The 17,995-nt window shown below is 37.6% G+C and carries 16 protein-coding genes and 2 other annotated features; all 16 genes read right to left on the reverse strand.

What is annotated here, in order from left to right; genetic code table 11:
* Window positions 1–141: 141 nt before the first annotated feature.
* Window positions 142–501, reverse strand: a complete 360-nt coding sequence (gene rplT / locus J2Z40_RS17925) for a 50S ribosomal protein L20 (RefSeq protein WP_066396625.1) — start codon at window positions 499–501, stop codon at window positions 142–144.
* A 26-nt stretch (window positions 502–527) separates the two neighbouring features.
* Window positions 528–728 (reverse strand): 50S ribosomal protein L35, encoded by a 201-nt coding sequence (gene rpmI, locus J2Z40_RS17930; RefSeq protein ID WP_009333215.1) that lies wholly within the window; start codon window positions 726–728, stop codon window positions 528–530.
* Between the two features lie 15 nt (window positions 729–743).
* Window positions 744–1,250, reverse strand: a complete 507-nt coding sequence (infC, locus tag J2Z40_RS17935; protein WP_066396635.1) for a translation initiation factor IF-3 — start codon at window positions 1,248–1,250, stop codon at window positions 744–746.
* Window positions 1,251–1,439: 189 nt separating this feature from the next.
* Window positions 1,440–1,569, reverse strand: a sequence feature (ribosomal protein L20 leader region).
* 191 nt (window positions 1,570–1,760) lie between these two features.
* Window positions 1,761–3,692, reverse strand: coding sequence for a threonine--tRNA ligase (gene thrS, locus J2Z40_RS17940; protein ID WP_066396638.1), 1,932 nt, complete (start codon window positions 3,690–3,692; stop codon window positions 1,761–1,763).
* Window positions 3,693–3,891: 199 nt separating this feature from the next.
* Window positions 3,892–4,175, reverse strand: a binding site (T-box leader).
* Window positions 4,176–4,234: 59 nt separating this feature from the next.
* Window positions 4,235–5,110, reverse strand: coding sequence for a putative sporulation protein YtxC (ytxC, locus tag J2Z40_RS17945; RefSeq protein ID WP_066396640.1), 876 nt, complete (start codon window positions 5,108–5,110; stop codon window positions 4,235–4,237).
* A 495-nt stretch (window positions 5,111–5,605) separates the two neighbouring features.
* Complete coding sequence (dnaI, locus tag J2Z40_RS17950) at window positions 5,606–6,535, reverse strand: primosomal protein DnaI (RefSeq protein ID WP_066396643.1); 930 nt, start codon at window positions 6,533–6,535, stop codon at window positions 5,606–5,608.
* Window positions 6,535–7,953, reverse strand: a complete 1,419-nt coding sequence (locus tag J2Z40_RS17955; RefSeq protein WP_066399458.1) for a replication initiation and membrane attachment family protein — start codon at window positions 7,951–7,953, stop codon at window positions 6,535–6,537. Before J2Z40_RS17955 ends, dnaI begins: the two co-directional genes overlap by 1 nt.
* Before the next feature lie 77 nt (window positions 7,954–8,030).
* Window positions 8,031–8,489 carry a transcriptional regulator NrdR gene (gene nrdR, locus J2Z40_RS17960; protein WP_066396645.1) on the reverse strand — a complete coding sequence of 153 codons (459 nt, stop codon included), beginning with the start codon at window positions 8,487–8,489 and terminating at the stop codon, window positions 8,031–8,033.
* A gap of 271 nt (window positions 8,490–8,760) precedes the next feature.
* On the reverse strand, window positions 8,761–9,135 hold the full coding sequence (gene speD / locus J2Z40_RS17965; RefSeq protein ID WP_066396648.1) for an adenosylmethionine decarboxylase: 375 nt from the start codon (window positions 9,133–9,135) through the stop codon (window positions 8,761–8,763).
* Between the two features lie 512 nt (window positions 9,136–9,647).
* Window positions 9,648–10,682 carry a glyceraldehyde-3-phosphate dehydrogenase gene (locus J2Z40_RS17970; protein ID WP_066396649.1) on the reverse strand — a complete coding sequence of 345 codons (1,035 nt, stop codon included), beginning with the start codon at window positions 10,680–10,682 and terminating at the stop codon, window positions 9,648–9,650.
* A gap of 202 nt (window positions 10,683–10,884) precedes the next feature.
* The gene (gene coaE / locus J2Z40_RS17975; protein WP_066396652.1) at window positions 10,885–11,484 is read right to left on the reverse strand and encodes a dephospho-CoA kinase; all 600 of its coding nucleotides are present in this window, start codon (window positions 11,482–11,484) and stop codon (window positions 10,885–10,887) included.
* Window positions 11,485–11,503: 19 nt separating this feature from the next.
* Window positions 11,504–12,136 (reverse strand): sporulation membrane protein YtaF, encoded by a 633-nt coding sequence (ytaF, locus tag J2Z40_RS17980; protein ID WP_180316810.1) that lies wholly within the window; start codon window positions 12,134–12,136, stop codon window positions 11,504–11,506.
* A 340-nt stretch (window positions 12,137–12,476) separates the two neighbouring features.
* Window positions 12,477–13,304, reverse strand: coding sequence for a DNA-formamidopyrimidine glycosylase (mutM, locus tag J2Z40_RS17985; RefSeq protein ID WP_066396657.1), 828 nt, complete (start codon window positions 13,302–13,304; stop codon window positions 12,477–12,479).
* A gap of 46 nt (window positions 13,305–13,350) precedes the next feature.
* Window positions 13,351–15,984 (reverse strand): DNA polymerase I, encoded by a 2,634-nt coding sequence (gene polA / locus J2Z40_RS17990; RefSeq protein ID WP_066396660.1) that lies wholly within the window; start codon window positions 15,982–15,984, stop codon window positions 13,351–13,353.
* Window positions 15,985–16,084: 100 nt separating this feature from the next.
* Window positions 16,085–17,023: a protease modulator HflC gene (hflC, locus tag J2Z40_RS17995; RefSeq protein ID WP_066396662.1), complete on the reverse strand. Its 939-nt coding sequence runs from the start codon at window positions 17,021–17,023 to the stop codon at window positions 16,085–16,087.
* Window positions 17,016–17,984, reverse strand: a complete 969-nt coding sequence (hflK, locus tag J2Z40_RS18000) for an FtsH protease activity modulator HflK (RefSeq protein ID WP_066396664.1) — start codon at window positions 17,982–17,984, stop codon at window positions 17,016–17,018. The genes hflC and hflK overlap by 8 nt, the downstream gene beginning before the upstream one ends.
* Window positions 17,985–17,995: the final 11 nt, after the last annotated feature.

Consider the following 17,995-nt stretch of genomic DNA (forward strand, 5'->3'; position numbering starts at 1 on the left):
CGCTTGCGCTTTTCTTTTGTCTAGCTCCAGCGGCTAGACCCTCGAGTCATAAGCCAATCTGGCTAGAAGGTTAAAGTACAACCTTCCATCCAGCTTGTCTTATGCTTGTCGGGTCTGAACAAGCCGCTTGCGCTTTTCTTATTACTTGCTTAAGTTTTGCTTAGCAACTGTTGCTAATTCAGCAAATGCTTTTTCGTCAGCGATTGCTAATTCAGCAAGCATTTTGCGGTTTACTTCGATACCAGCAAGCTTTAAGCCATGCATTAAACGGCTATAAGAAAGACCGTTCATACGAGCTGCTGCGTTGATACGAGTAACCCAAAGTTTGCGGAAGTCGCGCTTTTTCTGACGACGATCGCGGTATGCATACATTAGAGATTTCATTACTTGTTGGTTAGCAACTTTATATAATGTATGTTTTGAACCATAATAACCTTTAGCTAATTTAAGAACTTTTTTACGACGTTTGCGAGTAACAGTACCGCCTTTTACACGTGGCATATGATTTCCCTCCTAATTTCGAGATATTACTTAAGATTTACTAGTAAGTTACGGATGCGTTTGTAATCGCCTGAAGAAACAAGAGTTCCTTTGCGAAGCTTACGCTTTTGTTTTTGAGATTTGTTAGCGAACATATGGCTTCTGTAAGCGTGTGAACGCTTAAGTTTACCAGATCCTGTTCTTTTGAAACGCTTAGCAGCGCCGCGGTGAGTTTTCATTTTTGGCATTTGGAATTCCTCCTCTTACTTATCGTTAGTTTTAGGTGCTAGGACCATAAACATGCTTCGGCCGTCCATTTTTGGATGTGATTCCACGATTCCAACCTCATTGCACGCTTGTGCAAATTTGATTAAAACACGTTGACCGATTTCCTTATGAGTAATCGCACGACCCTTGAAACGGATTGATGCTTTTACTTTATCGCCTTTTTCAAGGAATTTAATCGCATTGCGAAGTTTTGTATTAAAATCATGTTCCTCAATTGTCGGACTTAGACGAACTTCTTTAATACTAATGACCTTCTGGTTTTTTCGAGCTTCTTTCTCTTTCTTTTGCTGCTCGAACTTAAACTTTCCATAGTCCATAATACGGCCTACAGGAGGCTTTGCATTCGGTGCAACAAGAACAAGATCAAGATTGACACGAGCAGCTATTTCTAGTGCTTCGATCTTTGTTTTAATTCCTAATTGCTCCCCATTCTGATCAATAAGACGAATTTCGCGGGCGCGAATGCCCTCGTTTAACAACATATCTTTGCTAATAGTTAGACACCTCCAAGGTTTAATGCGAACACAATGTTTGGGTCAAGAATAACTTGAATCACGCAAGCTTCTCACTTATCGCTTTAAAAAAGGAAGCTAACCAGCCCACTAGACCGAAACTAGAGTCGCAAGTAATACATTTTATTCCTGCTCAAATTAGAGCAGATTTGTTTTTAAACAAATAAAAAAGTGTGGATGATAACACCCACACTTTACGGACAAATTTAAACAGAAAATGTTCACGTAAAACCTGCTAACAGCTGACAAGCGTCATTCAGGTGAGAAGCGGGTGCTTCTTCTTTTCCTCAAACTGTATTCAATTACCTTAGTTACTATATCACAAAAGACAATATCATGTCAAACGATCATTTTTATAACAACGCTTTGAATTATAACAACAGAAAGGAAATCACGCAAGTAGTTTTTTCGATTTAAAAATGTGTTAATTTATGGAACAGCAATTTCCAAGTAAAAGAGAGGCTAATGCCTCTCTTCAAATTAATGTTTTACTTCAGCTTTTAAACCTGATACAAAGTTCTCAAATGAAATCGTTTCAGATTTCTGCTCTCCGTATTTACGGACATTGACCGCTTTTTCAGCTACTTCGTTGTCTCCAACTACGAGCATATATGGAATTTTTTGCATTTGTGCTTCACGGATTTTGTAACCGATTTTCTCGTTACGGTTATCAAGCTCAACACGGAAGCCTTCAGCTTGTAATTGTTCTTGTACTTGCTTCGCGTAATCAAAATGAATGTCTGGTGAAACAGGAATGACTTGTACTTGTACTGGAGCAAGCCATGTTGGGAATGCCCCTTTGTATTCTTCAATTAAGAAAGCAACAAAGCGCTCCATTGTTGAAACAACACCACGATGGATAACAACTGGGCGATGCTGTTTGCCGTCTTCACCAACATATGTTAAGTCAAAGCGTTCCGGCTGTAAGAAGTCAAGCTGAACAGTCGATAATGTCTCCTCTTTTCCAAGAGCCGTTTTTACTTGAACATCAAGCTTCGGACCGTAGAATGCTGCTTCACCTTCTGCTTCAAAATAATCAAGTCCTAATTCATCCATCGCTTCTTTCAACATTGATTGTGCCTTTTCCCACATCTGATCATCATCAAAGTACTTTTCAGTATCAGCTGGATCACGATAAGACAGACGGAAAGAATAATTATTTAAATTAAAGTCTTTATACACATCAAGAATTAAATGAACCACTCGCTTAAATTCATCCTTAATCTGATCAGGGCGAACGAAGATATGGGCATCATTCAATGTCATTCCACGCACACGCTGAAGTCCTGATAATGCTCCTGACATTTCATAACGGTGCATTGTCCCAAGCTCTGCAATCCGAATTGGCAGCTCCCGATAGCTGTGAATGCTGTTTTTGTATACCATCATATGATGCGGGCAGTTCATTGGACGAAGGACAAGCTGCTCATTATCCATATCCATAACAGGGAACATATCCTCTTGGTAGTGACCCCAGTGGCCTGAAGTTTTATATAATTCTACACTTCCTAGGACTGGTGTGTATACATGGCTATAGCCAAGTCTTTCTTCCTTATCAACAATATATCGTTCAACAATGCGACGAATTGTCGCTCCTTTTGGAAGCCATAAAGGCAGGCCTTGACCGACTAATTGTGAGTTCGTGAATAAGCTTAATTCCTTCCCAATTTTACGGTGGTCACGTTCCTTCGCTTCTTCAAGCAGGCGTAAATGCTCTGCTAAATCTTCCTTTTTAAAGAAGGCTGTTCCATAAATACGCTGAAGCATTTTATTATCGCTATTTCCACGCCAGTAAGCTCCTGCGATGCTTAATAATTTAATTTCTTTCAGCTTGCCAGTGGAAGGCACATGGACACCACGGCAAAGATCAATGAACTCTCCTTGCTGATAAAGTGTAACTGTTTCATCTGCTGGAATCGCTTCGATTAGCTCAAGCTTGTATTCATCATCCATTTCCTTGAAAAGCTGAACGGCTTCATCACGGCTCACTTCTTTGCGGATAATCTCAATGTTTTCATTAATGATTTTCTTCATTTCTTTTTCAATCAGCGGCAGATCTTCAGGTGTTAGTGATTGTTCAAGATCCATATCATAGTAAAATCCCCCTTCGATTACAGGGCCAACACCAAGCTTAACATCTTTGTATAGGCGTTTAATTGCCTGCGCCATTAAGTGGGCAGAGCTATGACGGAGAATTTCTAATGCTTCTTCATTGTCTTGTGTAATAATTTCTATTGTTCCATCTTCCTCAATCGGACGGCGAAGATCATACATTTGGCCACTGAATTTTCCAGCAAGCGATTTTTTCTTTAGTCCAGGACTAATAGAAGCGGCAATATCTTCTGTTGTCGTTCCTTTAGGAAACTCTTTTACTGCACCATCTGGAAACGAAACTTTAATAACTTCTGACATTGTTATTTCCTCCTAAATTATAAAGTGGAAGCGTCTCGCCCAGCCCCGACTAGCATAAGACAAGCCTCCCGAATAGGTGTACTTTACCTCTATGGAGTGGCTTATGACTCGAGGAGCTAGACGCTGGAACTAGATTCAAAACTTGCTCCTAAGACGCCAACTAACTAATAATGCAAATAAAACAAAAAACCCGCCCCTAAAAAGGGACGAGTTAATATACACACGTGGTTCCACCCTACTTCTCATTTTCCGAAACATACGAAAAATGACTTGTAGCAAGATAACGGCTTGTTCCGTCAACCCATACTATTTTGACGAATGGGCGGCAACGAATTAATCTCTTCGTCAGCTGCATTCCATCAAAAATTCAAAGTTGAAGTTCAGAGGTGGTAAGCATTTCAATCGTGTTAGGAAGGTTTCAGCCGTGCCTTCCCTCTCTATAAACCGTTTTACAAATGCCCTTGTCCTCATCATTACGATTACTGATTATCTTAATATGTACTGTATTATAGTTTGTTATTATCGGAAATGCAAGGGCTCTTCTATATTTTTTCATCTGCAATAAATGAAAATAATCTTTTGCTGCTATAAAAATCAGAAACGGATCCAATAATTAATCTTTCTTCAAAGATATTGTGAATCGTCCGGATAAGCGGCTGTTCATCATCTTCAGAATAAAGGTAAATCGATAATGGTGCGATGGATAGCAATGGTGCGATAGTGACCGAGTCGACATAGACTGGGTGATTAAACAATAGCTTCCGATCAATCATACTTATAAGATCTGAGCGCTTAATTTCATAAAAATGTTCATCAAAAAAATGAACCCCATCATTAATAAGTAAGTGAATCGAGTGAAGCTTAGATTCCTTACCTGATAAAAACTCTCTTAATGTTTGGATAAACATTTGATATTCCTGTTCCATTTTGTATTCATCAATTGATATTTCAACGTATTTTTCTAGCTGATCCATTAAGGTACGCATTCTAAACTTCACAAACGAGTCAAACGAAAAAGTAATACGTTCCTGGAAAATTTCACTGATCGCTGCCTTTAAGTTCCTTTCCACATCCAAGTCATTAACAAACGTCGCTAAATCCGTTCGGTTTCCTTCAAGAATCGAATGGATAATTTCAAGAATTTGCTGCTGTTCATCTTCATCTTGAAAATAATATTGATCTGCTAAAATCCGACGAAACCAATGATCTTGCTTGATTTTTACAATAAATTGATAAAAAACCTCCTGAATAATTTCTAAATCCTTCTGACGATTCGGGTCAATATTCATTCGAACTATATGTTGATCTTCAAATTGAAGAATCGTTTTATCAGATAAAGTATCAGATGCTGGATCATGCTGTAAATATTGATAAAACCCCCATGCATCCTCAGTCTTTTGGAAAATGATTTCGATCAACCAAATCCCCCCTCTTTTAAAATCACTTGTTTTAAAATATATATGGGGAACTTGGACAAATTAGAAGTTATTTCTACTGCATTAAGAAGCGGTCAACAGTTTTTATAGAGAAACAAATAAAATAGTATATTTGAGTTAGGTGCCTTTGAACAAGAACAATAGGACACACGTTCCGCTATTTGCAATAATAATTGTGTTTTCTCCTTTTTATCGGACATTCATTCCTTTATTATCTAAAAAAATGTTATTTTTGCCTAGTTAGTAGTTAATAACGTACCCAGTGTCCGAAAACTCTCCAAAATAGCACGATTTATAATATTAACGTACTCAATATCCACAAAAAGTAGATACAAAATGAAATCGCGTCATACACTATCAGATTGAATAAACAAACAAAAACGCATGGATTCCACACTGAATCCATACGTTTCTGTTTGTGATTTCGAATGCTTTATCTATTTACTCCACAATTTCTGAACTGGCAGCTTTCATCATTTATACTCTCCGATTCGGGCCATCAACTAAGACGGGTTCAGCTAAATATTTGATACGTTCCATAATCCGTCTTCCTTTCATCTTCTCCTCTTCCCCACGTTGGCTGTAGGATAAATGGTGCTCGAGCTCTTGGAAATCGAAGTTCGAAGTGAAAAATGTTGGAATACTTTCTAGCATTCGATACTGAAGAATGGGACCTAGCACCTCATCCCTAGTCCAACTGGACATCGTTTCAGCACCGATATCATCGAACATCAGTACAGGAACTTTTTTGATAGCGGCAATTTTGTCATTTAAGGTAGAATCTGCAATTGAACTTTTCATTTCTCTTAGAAGTTCAGGTACATAGACGATCATCGAGGATACCTTTTTCTGAGCAAGTTCATTAGCAATTGCCCCTAATAAATAAGATTTCCCAACACCAAACTTTCCATGGAAATAAAGCCCTTTTTGTTTTGATCCCGCTTTATAATTAATTAAGAAAGAAGCTGCTTTTTGCACAGCATCAATTCGATCATCATCATTATGAATATCATCAAAAGTAGCATTCAATATATCTCTAGGTACATACATGCTTTGGATTAATTTTTCATTCTTGCGTTTTTCATCATCCATCACTTTTCGAGGGCATTTATCATAATGCAAATGAATGCTTCCCCTCTCAATCACAAGCTTCGGGTGATAGCCCTTCATCATATTTTGACAGCCATCAAGACTTGGGCATTGATTACATTCCTTGCTTTGCTGTGCATATTCATAAAGCTTCATTAAGCTTTTCGTTACCATCGCATCCGTTATTTCATCTTCATGGTTCCTTAAAAATGATTGTACATCTGGATTATTTAATGTTTCCATTCGCTGCATTTCATATCTTTTTTGGAAGTCTGCTTTTCCAGCAAGACGTTTTAATGTATCATTAATCTTCTCCATTATTTAGTCCCCTCCCCTGAACGCAATCTTTTCAACGTTTCATTTAACTCTCTTTTTTTCAGTTCTAATTCTTGTCCATCTTTTTTCTTACTTTCGGGAATTTTCTGTTCACCTTCATCAAACCAATCAGGCAGTAGTTCTGTACGAATTGGCTTCTTCCGCCCTGTAGCTTTTGATGATTTTGCTGTTTTCTTCCCATCAGCCCATTCCATATATTGCTTATGCTCATTTTTAGCTAAATGCATCGCTTCATTTACTCTACTAATTTTCTTTCTTGCCCAGTGACTCGCAATTTTTTCTACGTAGGCTTTAGTTAATTTCATATCTGACTTTAACATGACATATTGGATAAGTACATTCACTACCCCAGGCAAAAGTTTTTGCTGGAACATGACATCCTCAATGATTTGTAAATCTGATTTGGATGGCTCAGCCCCACCAGAAATATCCTTTAATAATTGTCTCGGTGAAGTTGTTTCTAAATAATGAATTAATTTTTCTTCTTGTGTTACTGGTTCTTTTTTTAATGTTTGCTGCATGGCCGGCTGTATCCGATCAACTAAAGTTGGCAGCTGGTCATAATTATTGAACTGATACCAATCTCTTGCAGACTTTCTCAATTCATCAATATTTATTTCATTATTTTCATTTAGTGCACTTATTACGATGTTTTTCATTTGAATTGGATCGATTCCATATAAAAAGGCAAGATTACTGATCGCATGTTTCACTTTATTATTCAATGCTTTCTTAGGCACGAGCGACTCATTCAGACCTGCCATTAGAAGCTCAAAATTAAAAAGCTCATGACTGATTTGGATGCTCTCTTGATTGTTCCGTCCAATAAAACGCTGCTCTTTTGAAGGCAGCATCATTTGTTCCTCATCTGAATCAATATTGGTTGACTCTTGGCTTCCCGACAAATATACATCTTGAAAGGACTTCGTTACTTCTTGAAATTCATCCATTTGAATCGCTGCTTCCGAAAAAAAGCGCTTCAGTCTTGCATATTGATTTTTCCCAACCTTTTTGTACAAATAAATATTGAGCATGCCATCTAGAAAAAATTGCTCGGGTGTAAGCGGCGGAAATAATTCATAAATAAATGATCTGGAATCCTCATCTTTTTTTTCAAATACTTTAAGAAGCCCTAAACCCTCAAGCTTAATCCGTGCTTTATAGATTGCCTCTAAATTTAGATCCATAAAGTTCATCAAACTATGATGAGAATTCGAAGTGGACCATAACCGATTCTCTTCAAGCTCTGCCCACAATGTCATGTACAAACTAAAACAAGTAGAACCAATTAAAGGCTGATATAAAAAGGTTAGCACTTTTCGATCATATTCATGCAATAGTCCACTTGCAGCCACTGCATATCTATCTACTGGAAGTATTTCTTGCCAATGCTGATTCATTTTCATCAACCTTTCACCTTATTTTTCCAATCAAAGTAAAAAAAGAGCTAAAGAGAGTCTTTTAGCTCAGCGAAGATTTACTGTTCTTTCTTTATCAATTCCTTTAACTCTTCAATAAAAACATTGATATCTTTAAACTGTCTGTAGACAGAGGCAAATCTTACATAGGCTACATCATCAATTTTCGCTAATCTGTCCATGACCATTTCACCAACAGCATCACTTTTAATTTCCGACACCCCATTGCTACGCAGTTCCTTTTCTACCCCATACGTAATTTCTTCTAATTCCTTAAGAGCAACTGGTCTTTTTTCACAAGCTTTAATTAACCCTCGCAAAATCTTGTCACGGCTAAACTCTTCTCTCGTTCCCTCTTTTTTGACAACAATCAGTGGAATTTCCTCCACCTTTTCAAAAGTCGTAAAACGGTACCCACAGCCTTCACATTCTCTTCTGCGTCGAATGGACCTGTAGTCATCAACAGGACGGGAATCGAGAACACGGGTATTATTACTTTGACATGAAGGACATTTCATACTATCAGCTCCGAATCCTAATCGTTCATATATGATAATCTTATTGTACTATTTTTTATAAAAAACCCCAACAGTATAATTTAGACAATATTAAAGTGTATGTACCATGCTCATCGCCTTACAAACTGGAAAGGTTCCTCTTCTGATAAAAGGAACACAGTGAGAGACGCTTCACACATTTTATTGGCAGCATGAAATTAAATATTTCCCCTTAAAAAATATAAAAAGAGGTGTATCACTACACCTCTTGAATTTCACATGACTAATCATCTTATAAGATATTTGATTGTTTAACTTGAACAGGACCCATACCACGAGGAATCTCGATATTCTCACACGTCTCTGCTCCCAATGCCTCTGCAATATAGTTTGCAGCAATGCTTGGGTTTAGATCACCACATGTATATACATCAATACTTGCATATCCATGTTCTGGGAAGCTGTGAATCGTTAAATGTGATTCGGAAATAATCACTACTCCACTTACTCCTTGTGGTGCGAATTTATGGAAAGCTACCTCACGAATCTCTGCACCAGATTTTAATGCAGCACCTACAAAAGTACGCTCAATAAAATCAATATCATTTAACTTTTCAAAATCGCATCCCCATAATTCTGAGATTACATGACGACCCATTGTTTCCATATTCAAATTTCCCCCTTTAACAATAATAATGAAATTCTAAGTTTCCAATGGTTCACAACTACCACGGGGGAAAGTTAGTCCAAAGAGGTCCTAACCCTTTAAGTAGTTATTATAACCAAAATTTAAGAACTTCACGAGGACTAGTATACTTTGTTTGAATTCTTTTTGCAATACATTGCTTACAAAAAAAACTGAGAAGAAAATATGTAAAAGCTTCTCTCCGTTGGAACGTTCTATGAGGAAAATTTAGACAATAAACGGTAATTCTGTCCCATTGATGCGATCTATGACACATAATTTGAAAAATTGACAACGATTCTTTCCCATTGATTCGTTCGATGAGACACAATTTGGTAAATGAACAATGATTCTTTCCCATTGAAGGGTTTTATAAGCCTAACAAATAATCATTATTAAAAACAGAACCAAATAAGAGAATGAAAAAAAAGCTGACTCAAAAGATCATTGAACTAACGATCTTTTAAGTCAGCCTATTATTATAATCAATCCATTTAGTTCGTCATTTTCACAACGGCAGACTGAAATAATTCTTGAGCTACATATTTGGTTAAATCAACTACACGACAAGAGTAGCCCCACTCATTATCATACCATGCCAGGACTTTGACTTTATTTGATCCAATTACCATTGTTGATAATCCATCAATAATCGCAGAATGTTCATTTGTATTGAAATCAATTGATACTAATGGCTCGTCAGTTATATCTAATACCCCATTCAATGACGCTTTAGAAGCGCGTTCAAATGCTTCATTAATTTGCTCAATCGTTACATCAGACTTAAGATCAACAACAAGGTCGACAAGTGATACATTTGGTGTTGGCACTCTTAATGCCATTCCATGCAGTTTTCCTTTTAAATGTGGAAGGACTAATGACAATGCCTTCGCTGCACCAGTTGATGTAGGTATAATCGATTGTCCACATGCACGAGCACGACGTAAATCTTTATGTGGATTATCGATATTCTTTTGGTCATTTGTATATGCGTGAACAGTTGTCATTAATCCGTTCTCAATTCCAAACTGTTCATCAAGCACTTTCACTACTGGTGCTAAACAATTTGTTGTACAAGAAGCATTCGAAATGACATCATGCTCATTAATATTTAATGCGCTTTCATTTACACCCATAACAATGGTTACATCTTCATTTTTCCCTGGAGCGGTTAAAATAACTTTCTTAGCACCAGCAGTCAAATGAAGAGCAGCTTTTTCACGAGAATTGAATTTTCCAGTTGCTTCGATTACGATATCGATAGATAATTCTTTCCATGGCAGCTCTTCTGGATTACGGTTGCTCAATAATTGAACCCTTTTCCCATTGACAATTATTGCGTCATCCTCTGCTGTTACTTCCCCTTCAAATTGCCCATGGTTCGTATCATATTTAATTAAGTGTGCTAATGTTTCAGCTGGATAGCTTGCATTTATAGCAACCACTTCAAGTTTATCGTCAAGAATGGCCTTTCTAAATACCATTCGTCCAATTCTTCCAAAACCGTTAATTGCAATTTTCGCCTTCATTATACGGCTCCTCCCACATTATGTTATACTTTATAATGATATTCGATGCAATTAGTATAACATATTGATCTGTGTTTGTAATGATTAATTTGTGTAATTCGGATAATTTATTACACTAATAGGAGAGAAAATAGATTATTAGTAGCAATTGTATGTCATTAACCCTTTATAAGCATAATAAAAAGAGCCGTTTAAGGCTCCTTTAGATTACATTCCATTTAGTCAGAATTTCCATAAGTTGTTGTTCCGTTTCTTCAACTGTTCCATTATTATTAATCATCACATCTGCTAGTTGAAGTTTCTCACTTAACGGCATTTGTGATTGAATTCGCGCAAGCGCCTCTTCCTTTGATAGCTGATTACGCTTCATTAGCCGGTCTAGTTGAATTTCTTCATCAACATACACCAAAATCGTCTGATCGACCATCGATGTAAGCTTGCTTTCATAAAGAAGAGGAATATCCATTATGATCATTTTCTCTCCTTTGGATAGAGCGTCCTTTTTTTTCCTGAGCATCCTTTTGCGAACAGCTGGGTGTACAATTTGATTAAGCACTTGTCGCTCCTCTGGATTATGGAAAATAATTGAACCTAACTTTTCACGATCAATTGATCCATCCTCATGTAAGATTTCTTCTCCAAAGTGATTGATAATCTGATGATAAGCTTCTTCTCCTTTTTCAACAGCGAAGCGTGATTCTAAATCAGCATCAATGACTGTAAATCCCTTTTTAATAAGCATAGAAGAAACTGTACTTTTTCCACTGGCAATTCCACCTGTTAAACCAACAACAATTGACATACTACTTCTCCCTAAACAATTAAATTTTCCAAATTCCTATAATAATTAATAGTACTCCAGGGATGAATGAACACTTTTGAACCCAGCTGCTTCCTGAGAAAAACGTACCAACTTTCAATCCCATAAACACAAATAAGGAGCTCATGACCGCAACAGCCAATGCCAAAAAAATCGGCGAATAACCAAGCATAGCAGCACCAATTCCTGCTCCAAAAGCATCAAGAGATAATGCGAGACCAAGCATTAAAGCTTCAATTCCCGTAATCGTTCCTGATTTATCAAAATCAGCAGACATCGGCTTCTGCAAAATATTAATGACTAGTCCAAGTGATTTAATTTCAAAATTAACAATCGTTTTCTCATGGGGGAGGATATCCTTCTCCTTTTCAGGACGAAAGAATTGAAATAAAACCCATGCCCCAAGGCAAATAAGAATAATTCCTCCCAATCTTTCGGCAAATACTGGTGATAAAAATTGGGCAGATATACGCCCAATCAGCATCGCTGCCATTAAGGCAAAAGCGGAACAAAAGGCGATAATGCCAATTGATTTAAAAGGGATGCGCATCTTTCGAATGCCATAAGTTAGTCCCACACTAAAACTGTCAAGACTAACCGCAAACGCTAGTATTAATAGTGTGATCGAGTGCATCATTTGGATAGGTCTCCTCCCTTACAATCGCTAAGATAGTATATGGAAGAAGCCTATCCAGTGTTATTCGAAATGCGGAGGCGACTGCTCAGCCCCGACAAGCATAAGACGAGCTGGATGGAAGGTTGCTCTTTAACCTTCTAGCCAGATTGGCTTATGACCTCGAGGGGCTAGGAGCCGCAGCTGGACATTGAAAAGCGGAAGCGACTTGCTTAGGGGCGACAAGCATAAGGCAAGCTGGATGGAAGGTTGTTCTTTAACCTTCTAGCTTGCCAGCCAAATTGACGAGCCCCTGTCTCAGCAGCTAGCCATCTCGAAATGAGGAAGCGGCTTGGTCAGCCTATTTCACCTGGCATGTTGGACAAAAGACGGTACCACGGCCACCTGAAACTATTCTTTCAAGTGTATTTCCACAAACTTTGCATTCCTCGTTTTTTCGACCATAAACAAGTAGCTCAAGCTGAAACATTCCAATTTGACCTTGTGAATTTACGTACGAACGAATTGTGCTGCCTCCCTTTTCGACAGCCTCAGCCAATGTTGCGGTTATTTCCTTATGCAGTATCGCAAGTTCATTTGCTGATAAACCATCTGCCGGCTTTTCCGGGTGGATTCGTGCCCGAAATAATGCCTCATCAACATAAATATTGCCAAGTCCTACAACTACTTTTTGATCAAGAAGAGCAGCCTTTATATTTCTCTTCGTCTTCGCAAGCTTTGCTCCTAAAGATTCAATCGTAAATTCATCCGAAAATGGCTCTGGGCCTAATTGTGATAAAGGAAGGGAGTTGAATTCCTCTCCTTTCAAATAGAGATGCATCGTTCCAAACTTACGGACATCCTTATACCGAAGCTCCGTGCCATCTGCGAAATGAAAAATGACATGCGTATGCTTATCTAATTGTTCTTCTTTTTGAAAAAGTCCATATTTCCCTTCCATACGAAGATGGGAAACAAGAGCAAATTCTTCTGTATAGATAATAAGAAACTTTCCTCTTCTGCCGACATCAGTAATTGTCTGTCCAACTAGAGCATCCTTAAATTGTTCTACATCATCTGGACGCTTAATGATTTTTGGCCAAAAGACGGAAATATGTTCAATTTTTTTATGCCGTATTAATTGTTGTAATGTCTTACGGACGGTTTCTACCTCTGGTAATTCTGGCACTTCAATCACTTCCTGTTCAAACAATCATGCTTTTATTTTCTCATGCCTATTTCGCGTCATACCATGTTGGTCCATATGAGAAATCGACCTTAAGCGGCACCTCTAGCTCTACTGCATTTTCCATTACTTCTGGTACAATTTGTTTTAACTTTTCAATTTCATCCTTCGGTGCCTCAAATATTAACTCATCATGCACTTGCAAAAGTAAGCGCGTCTTTAAGTGTTCACTTTTCAAACGTGCCGCCATATCGATCATCGCTTTTTTAATAATATCTGCTGCACTGCCCTGAATCGGTGTATTCATTGCTGTGCGCTCAGCGAAGCTGCGTAAGTTAAAGTTGCGGCTTGTAATTTTAGGAAGATACCTTCTACGCTGCAGTAATGTTGAGACATAGCCCTTTTGTTTGGCATCACTCACAATATCTTCCATATATTGTTTGACCCCTGGATAGCTTTCTAAGTAACGGTCAATAAATTTCCCTGCTTCTTTTCGAGTAATTCCAAGACTTTGTGATAAACCATAATCACTAATTCCGTAAACAATCCCGAAGTTGACTGCTTTCGCATGACGCCGCATATTTGAAGTAACTTCCTCTTCACTAACATGAAAAACATCCATCGCTGTCTTCGTATGAATATCCATATTTTTATTAAAGGCATCAATTAGTTTCTCATCATTCGCAATATGAGCTAATACTCGAAGCTCGATTTGAGAATAGTCAGCAGCAAATATGACCCAATCTTCTTCAGATGGAATAAAGGCTTGCCTTATCTTTCTTCCTTCTTCTAATCGAATCGGGATATTTTGAAGATTTGGATCTGTTGAGCTTAGTCGTCCCGTTTGTGTCAGTGCCTGATTAAATCTTGTATGCACTTTATTATTTTTATAATTGACTACTTTTAGCAAGCCCTCAATATAGGTAGATTGAAGCTTACCTAGCTGTCGGTAATGGAGAATTTCTTTAATAATCTCATGGTCCTGTTCAAGCTTTTCTAGTACATCAGCTGATGTCGAATAACCTGTCTTTGTCTTTTTCAACACCGGTAGACCTAATTTATCAAAAAGAATGACGCCAAGCTGCTTTGGTGAATTAATATTAAATTTCTCTCCAGCTAGTCCATGTATACGTAACTCAATCTCTACTAATTTCGCATAAAGTTCCTTCCCCATATCCTTTAATCGATCAATATCTACTTGAATTCCACATGATTCCATATCAGCCAATATGAATGATAAAGGCATTTCTAAGTCATGGAATAATTCAGCTTGCTGATTCTCCTTTAGCTCATCGACAAGCCTATCTTTCAACAGAATAAGTACTTCTGCTTTTCTTGCTAGATGCTTTGCGACCATTCCTTCCTCTGGAATGGTTCTCTTCGCACCCTTCCCATAGAAAGCCTCATCTGATTGAACCCTTTCATAACCGTGACTCTTTGCTACTGATGCAACATCTTCAATGGTTGCAGATGGGTTAATAAGATACGAAGCAAGCAGTAGATCAAAGCAAACGCCTGTTAAATGAATCCCATGGTGGCGTAGTGATACTTCTGACCTTTTTGCATCATAAACGATTTTTTCCTTCGTATCATCTTCTGCCCATTTTTTAAATACTTTGGATGCCAATGCTTTTTCTGTTGAAATAAAAAAGTTTCCTTTTTCATTTGCTAAAGAAAAACCAATAATATCTGCATAGTGATAATTTTCGTCTAATACTTCAATATAAAGTGCTGTTTCTTCTGAAAAAATCCCATCTGTTATTTCTTCGACAATTGTGACATCAATTTCATCTAACTGCAGGTTCTCCTCTTCTCCAATGCCATCGCCTAGCTTATCTAATAAAGAGTTAAACCCTAATTCTTTATAGAAATGAACAACCTTTTCCTTCTCAAAGCCTTCATAGGCCACTTCATCGAGCTGGACCTTTACAGGTGCTTCTCTCGTAATTGTTGCTAGTTCCTTACTCATCAATGCTTGATCTTTAAACTCCTCAAGCTTTTCCTTCAGCTTTTTCCCACTCACCTTTTCAACTGAGTCTAAAATCGTTTCAAGGGTCCCAAATTCCTTCAATAATTTCAGAGCTGTTTTTTCACCAACTCCTGGTACACCTGGGATATTATCGGATGCATCCCCCATAAGGCCTTTCATATCAATAATCCGTTCTGGAGTGATTCCGTACTTTTCTTGAATATGAGCTGGGGTGTATTCCTCGATATCTGTAATGCCTTTTCTTGTAATTGATACAGTTGTTTTCTCAGAGCTTAATTGTGTTAAATCCTTATCACCTGAAATAACCTTTACTTCATATCCATTATTTTCTGCCTGTAGTGAGAGCGTCCCGATTATATCATCTGCTTCATAGTTTTCTAACTCATATCGTTTAATTCCATACACATCAAGTAATTCACGAATAAAAGGAAATTGCTCAGACAACTCTGGCGGTGTCTTCTGCCTGCCCCCCTTATATTCACTAAATGTTTGATGACGGAATGTTGTTTTTCCTGCATCAAAGGCAACTAATAAATGGGTAGGCTTTTCATCCTCAAGAATTTTTGAGAGCATCATTGTAAATCCATAAACCGCATTTGTATGAATCCCTTTATCATTATTCAGTAATGGCAATGCAAAGAAAGCTCGATAAGCGATACTATTGCCATCAATTAAAACAAGCTTCTTATTCAAGTGCAATTCTCCTTCCGCTAAACAAGCAAAAAACCGCTATTTTTCTCCATTTTATCATGAGTAGATAAAGAAAGAAAAATAACGGTATGTATTCTTGAAGTTATTCTGTATAACCCATTAACAATCGTGCATACGGAGAATCAGATGGAAGAACAATGACTGTTTCACCATTGATCGTCTTCTTATATGATTCTAGTGTTCTGTAAAGGGAATAAAAGCTAGGGTCTTTCGAAAATGCTTCATTATATAATTTCGCAGCACCGGCTTCCCCTTCTGCCCGAATCTCTTCCGCATCTGCTTGAGCAGTTGCCAATATTTCTCTTACTTGTTTATCTGTGTCTGCAATTATTATATTCTTGTCTGCATCCCCTTTGGATAAATAATCTTGAGCAGTAGATTGACGCTCAGAAATCATTCTCGTATAGACAGACTGTTCATTTTCTGCAGGTAAATCTGTACGCTTCATGCGCACATCTGTAACAACTATTCCATAATTATCCTTTTCAAGTAAAATATTTACTTCTTCAGTAATTTTGTCATTTAATGATCCTCTTGAAGATTTCTCATCATTAATAATCTCATCATAATTGAGCTGACCTAGTTCAGTACGTGTAACTGAATAGATAAATTCCTCCATTCGCGATCCTGCACTCTCTAATGTCCTTGCATTCGCAATCATTTTCTTAGGATCTTCTATCTTCCAAACCGCATAATTATCAATGATAATTCGCTTCTTGTCTTTCGTATTTATTTCAGCCTCAGAAACATCTGATGTCATTTGGTATTTCGGAAGGGTTGTTGAGCTTTGAATAAAAGGAACTTTATAGCTTAGGCCTGGTTCATCAATTATTCGAACGACTTCCCCAAACTGCCTAATTACTTTATATTCCCCTTCTTTAACAATAATAAGATTGCTAACTACTAATCCGAGGAGAACTAGAAGAATGACAAGAAAGATTCCAGTCTTCATATACTTTCTCCATCCAAAGTTATTTCCGCCCCCACGTTCATCCATATTGATTACATTTGGATCACTCATTATTGTCACTTCCTTCCGAAGCCGCCGCTTTAGGCTGTTCTTTCTCTAAAGAACGAATCGGGAAGTACTTCATCGTATTTCCATCATCATTCATAATATAAATTTCCGCATTTGGAAGCACTTGCTCAAGTGTTTCAATGACAAGACGTTCTCTAGTAATATCAGGATTATTCTTGTATTCTTCATATAGCTTATTGAATACCGCTACATCTCCACGTGCTCTTTCCAATCGTGCTGCTTTTTCTCCTTCAGCCCTTGACTCGAGCGCTTTTTTCTCTCCTTCTGCTTCATTCATTTTTTGATTTTTATATTTTTGTGCTTCATTCTTTTTTGTATTAGCCGTTTCCCTTGCATCTGTTACATCAGTAAATGCCTTCCGCACTTCATCATTCGGAAGTTCCACATCTTGAAGCTTAACAGCCAAAATCGAAACACCAATATCATACTTATCAACTAATGAAGTAAGTAATTCTCTTACATCCCCTTCAATTTTCGCTTTTCCTGAAGTTAATGCATCATCAATTTTTGAGTTTCCTATAATACTTCTTAATGATGCAGATGTCGCATCATGTAAAATTTCAGTAGGGTTCTCGGCATTATAAAGGTATTTTTCTGGATCAGTAATTTTCCATTGAACGACAAGATCTGCCAATACAATGTTTTCATCTCCAGTAATCATTTTTGTTTCCGCAGGGAATTCCTTTACCTTTCCATCCTTCTCTTCAAAACCAAATTGAAGACTAAAGGTTTCCTTTGAAACTTTTTCGACACTTTGAATCGGCCAAGGCAATTTAAAGTGGAGACCTGGCTCTGTAATTCCTTCCTCTACTTTTCCGAAAGTTAAGATGACCGCTTGATCAGACTCATCGACTGTATACCAAGTCGTAAGCGCCGTAATCCCTAAAATAATTATTAATAGGACAAGACCTGTAATCGTATATATTCTCTTTAAACTAACCATTCCTTCTCCCC

It is taken from the genome of Cytobacillus eiseniae (genome assembly GCF_017874625.1).
Taxonomy (GTDB): Bacteria; Bacillota; Bacilli; order Bacillales; family Cytobacillaceae; genus Cytobacillus; species Cytobacillus eiseniae.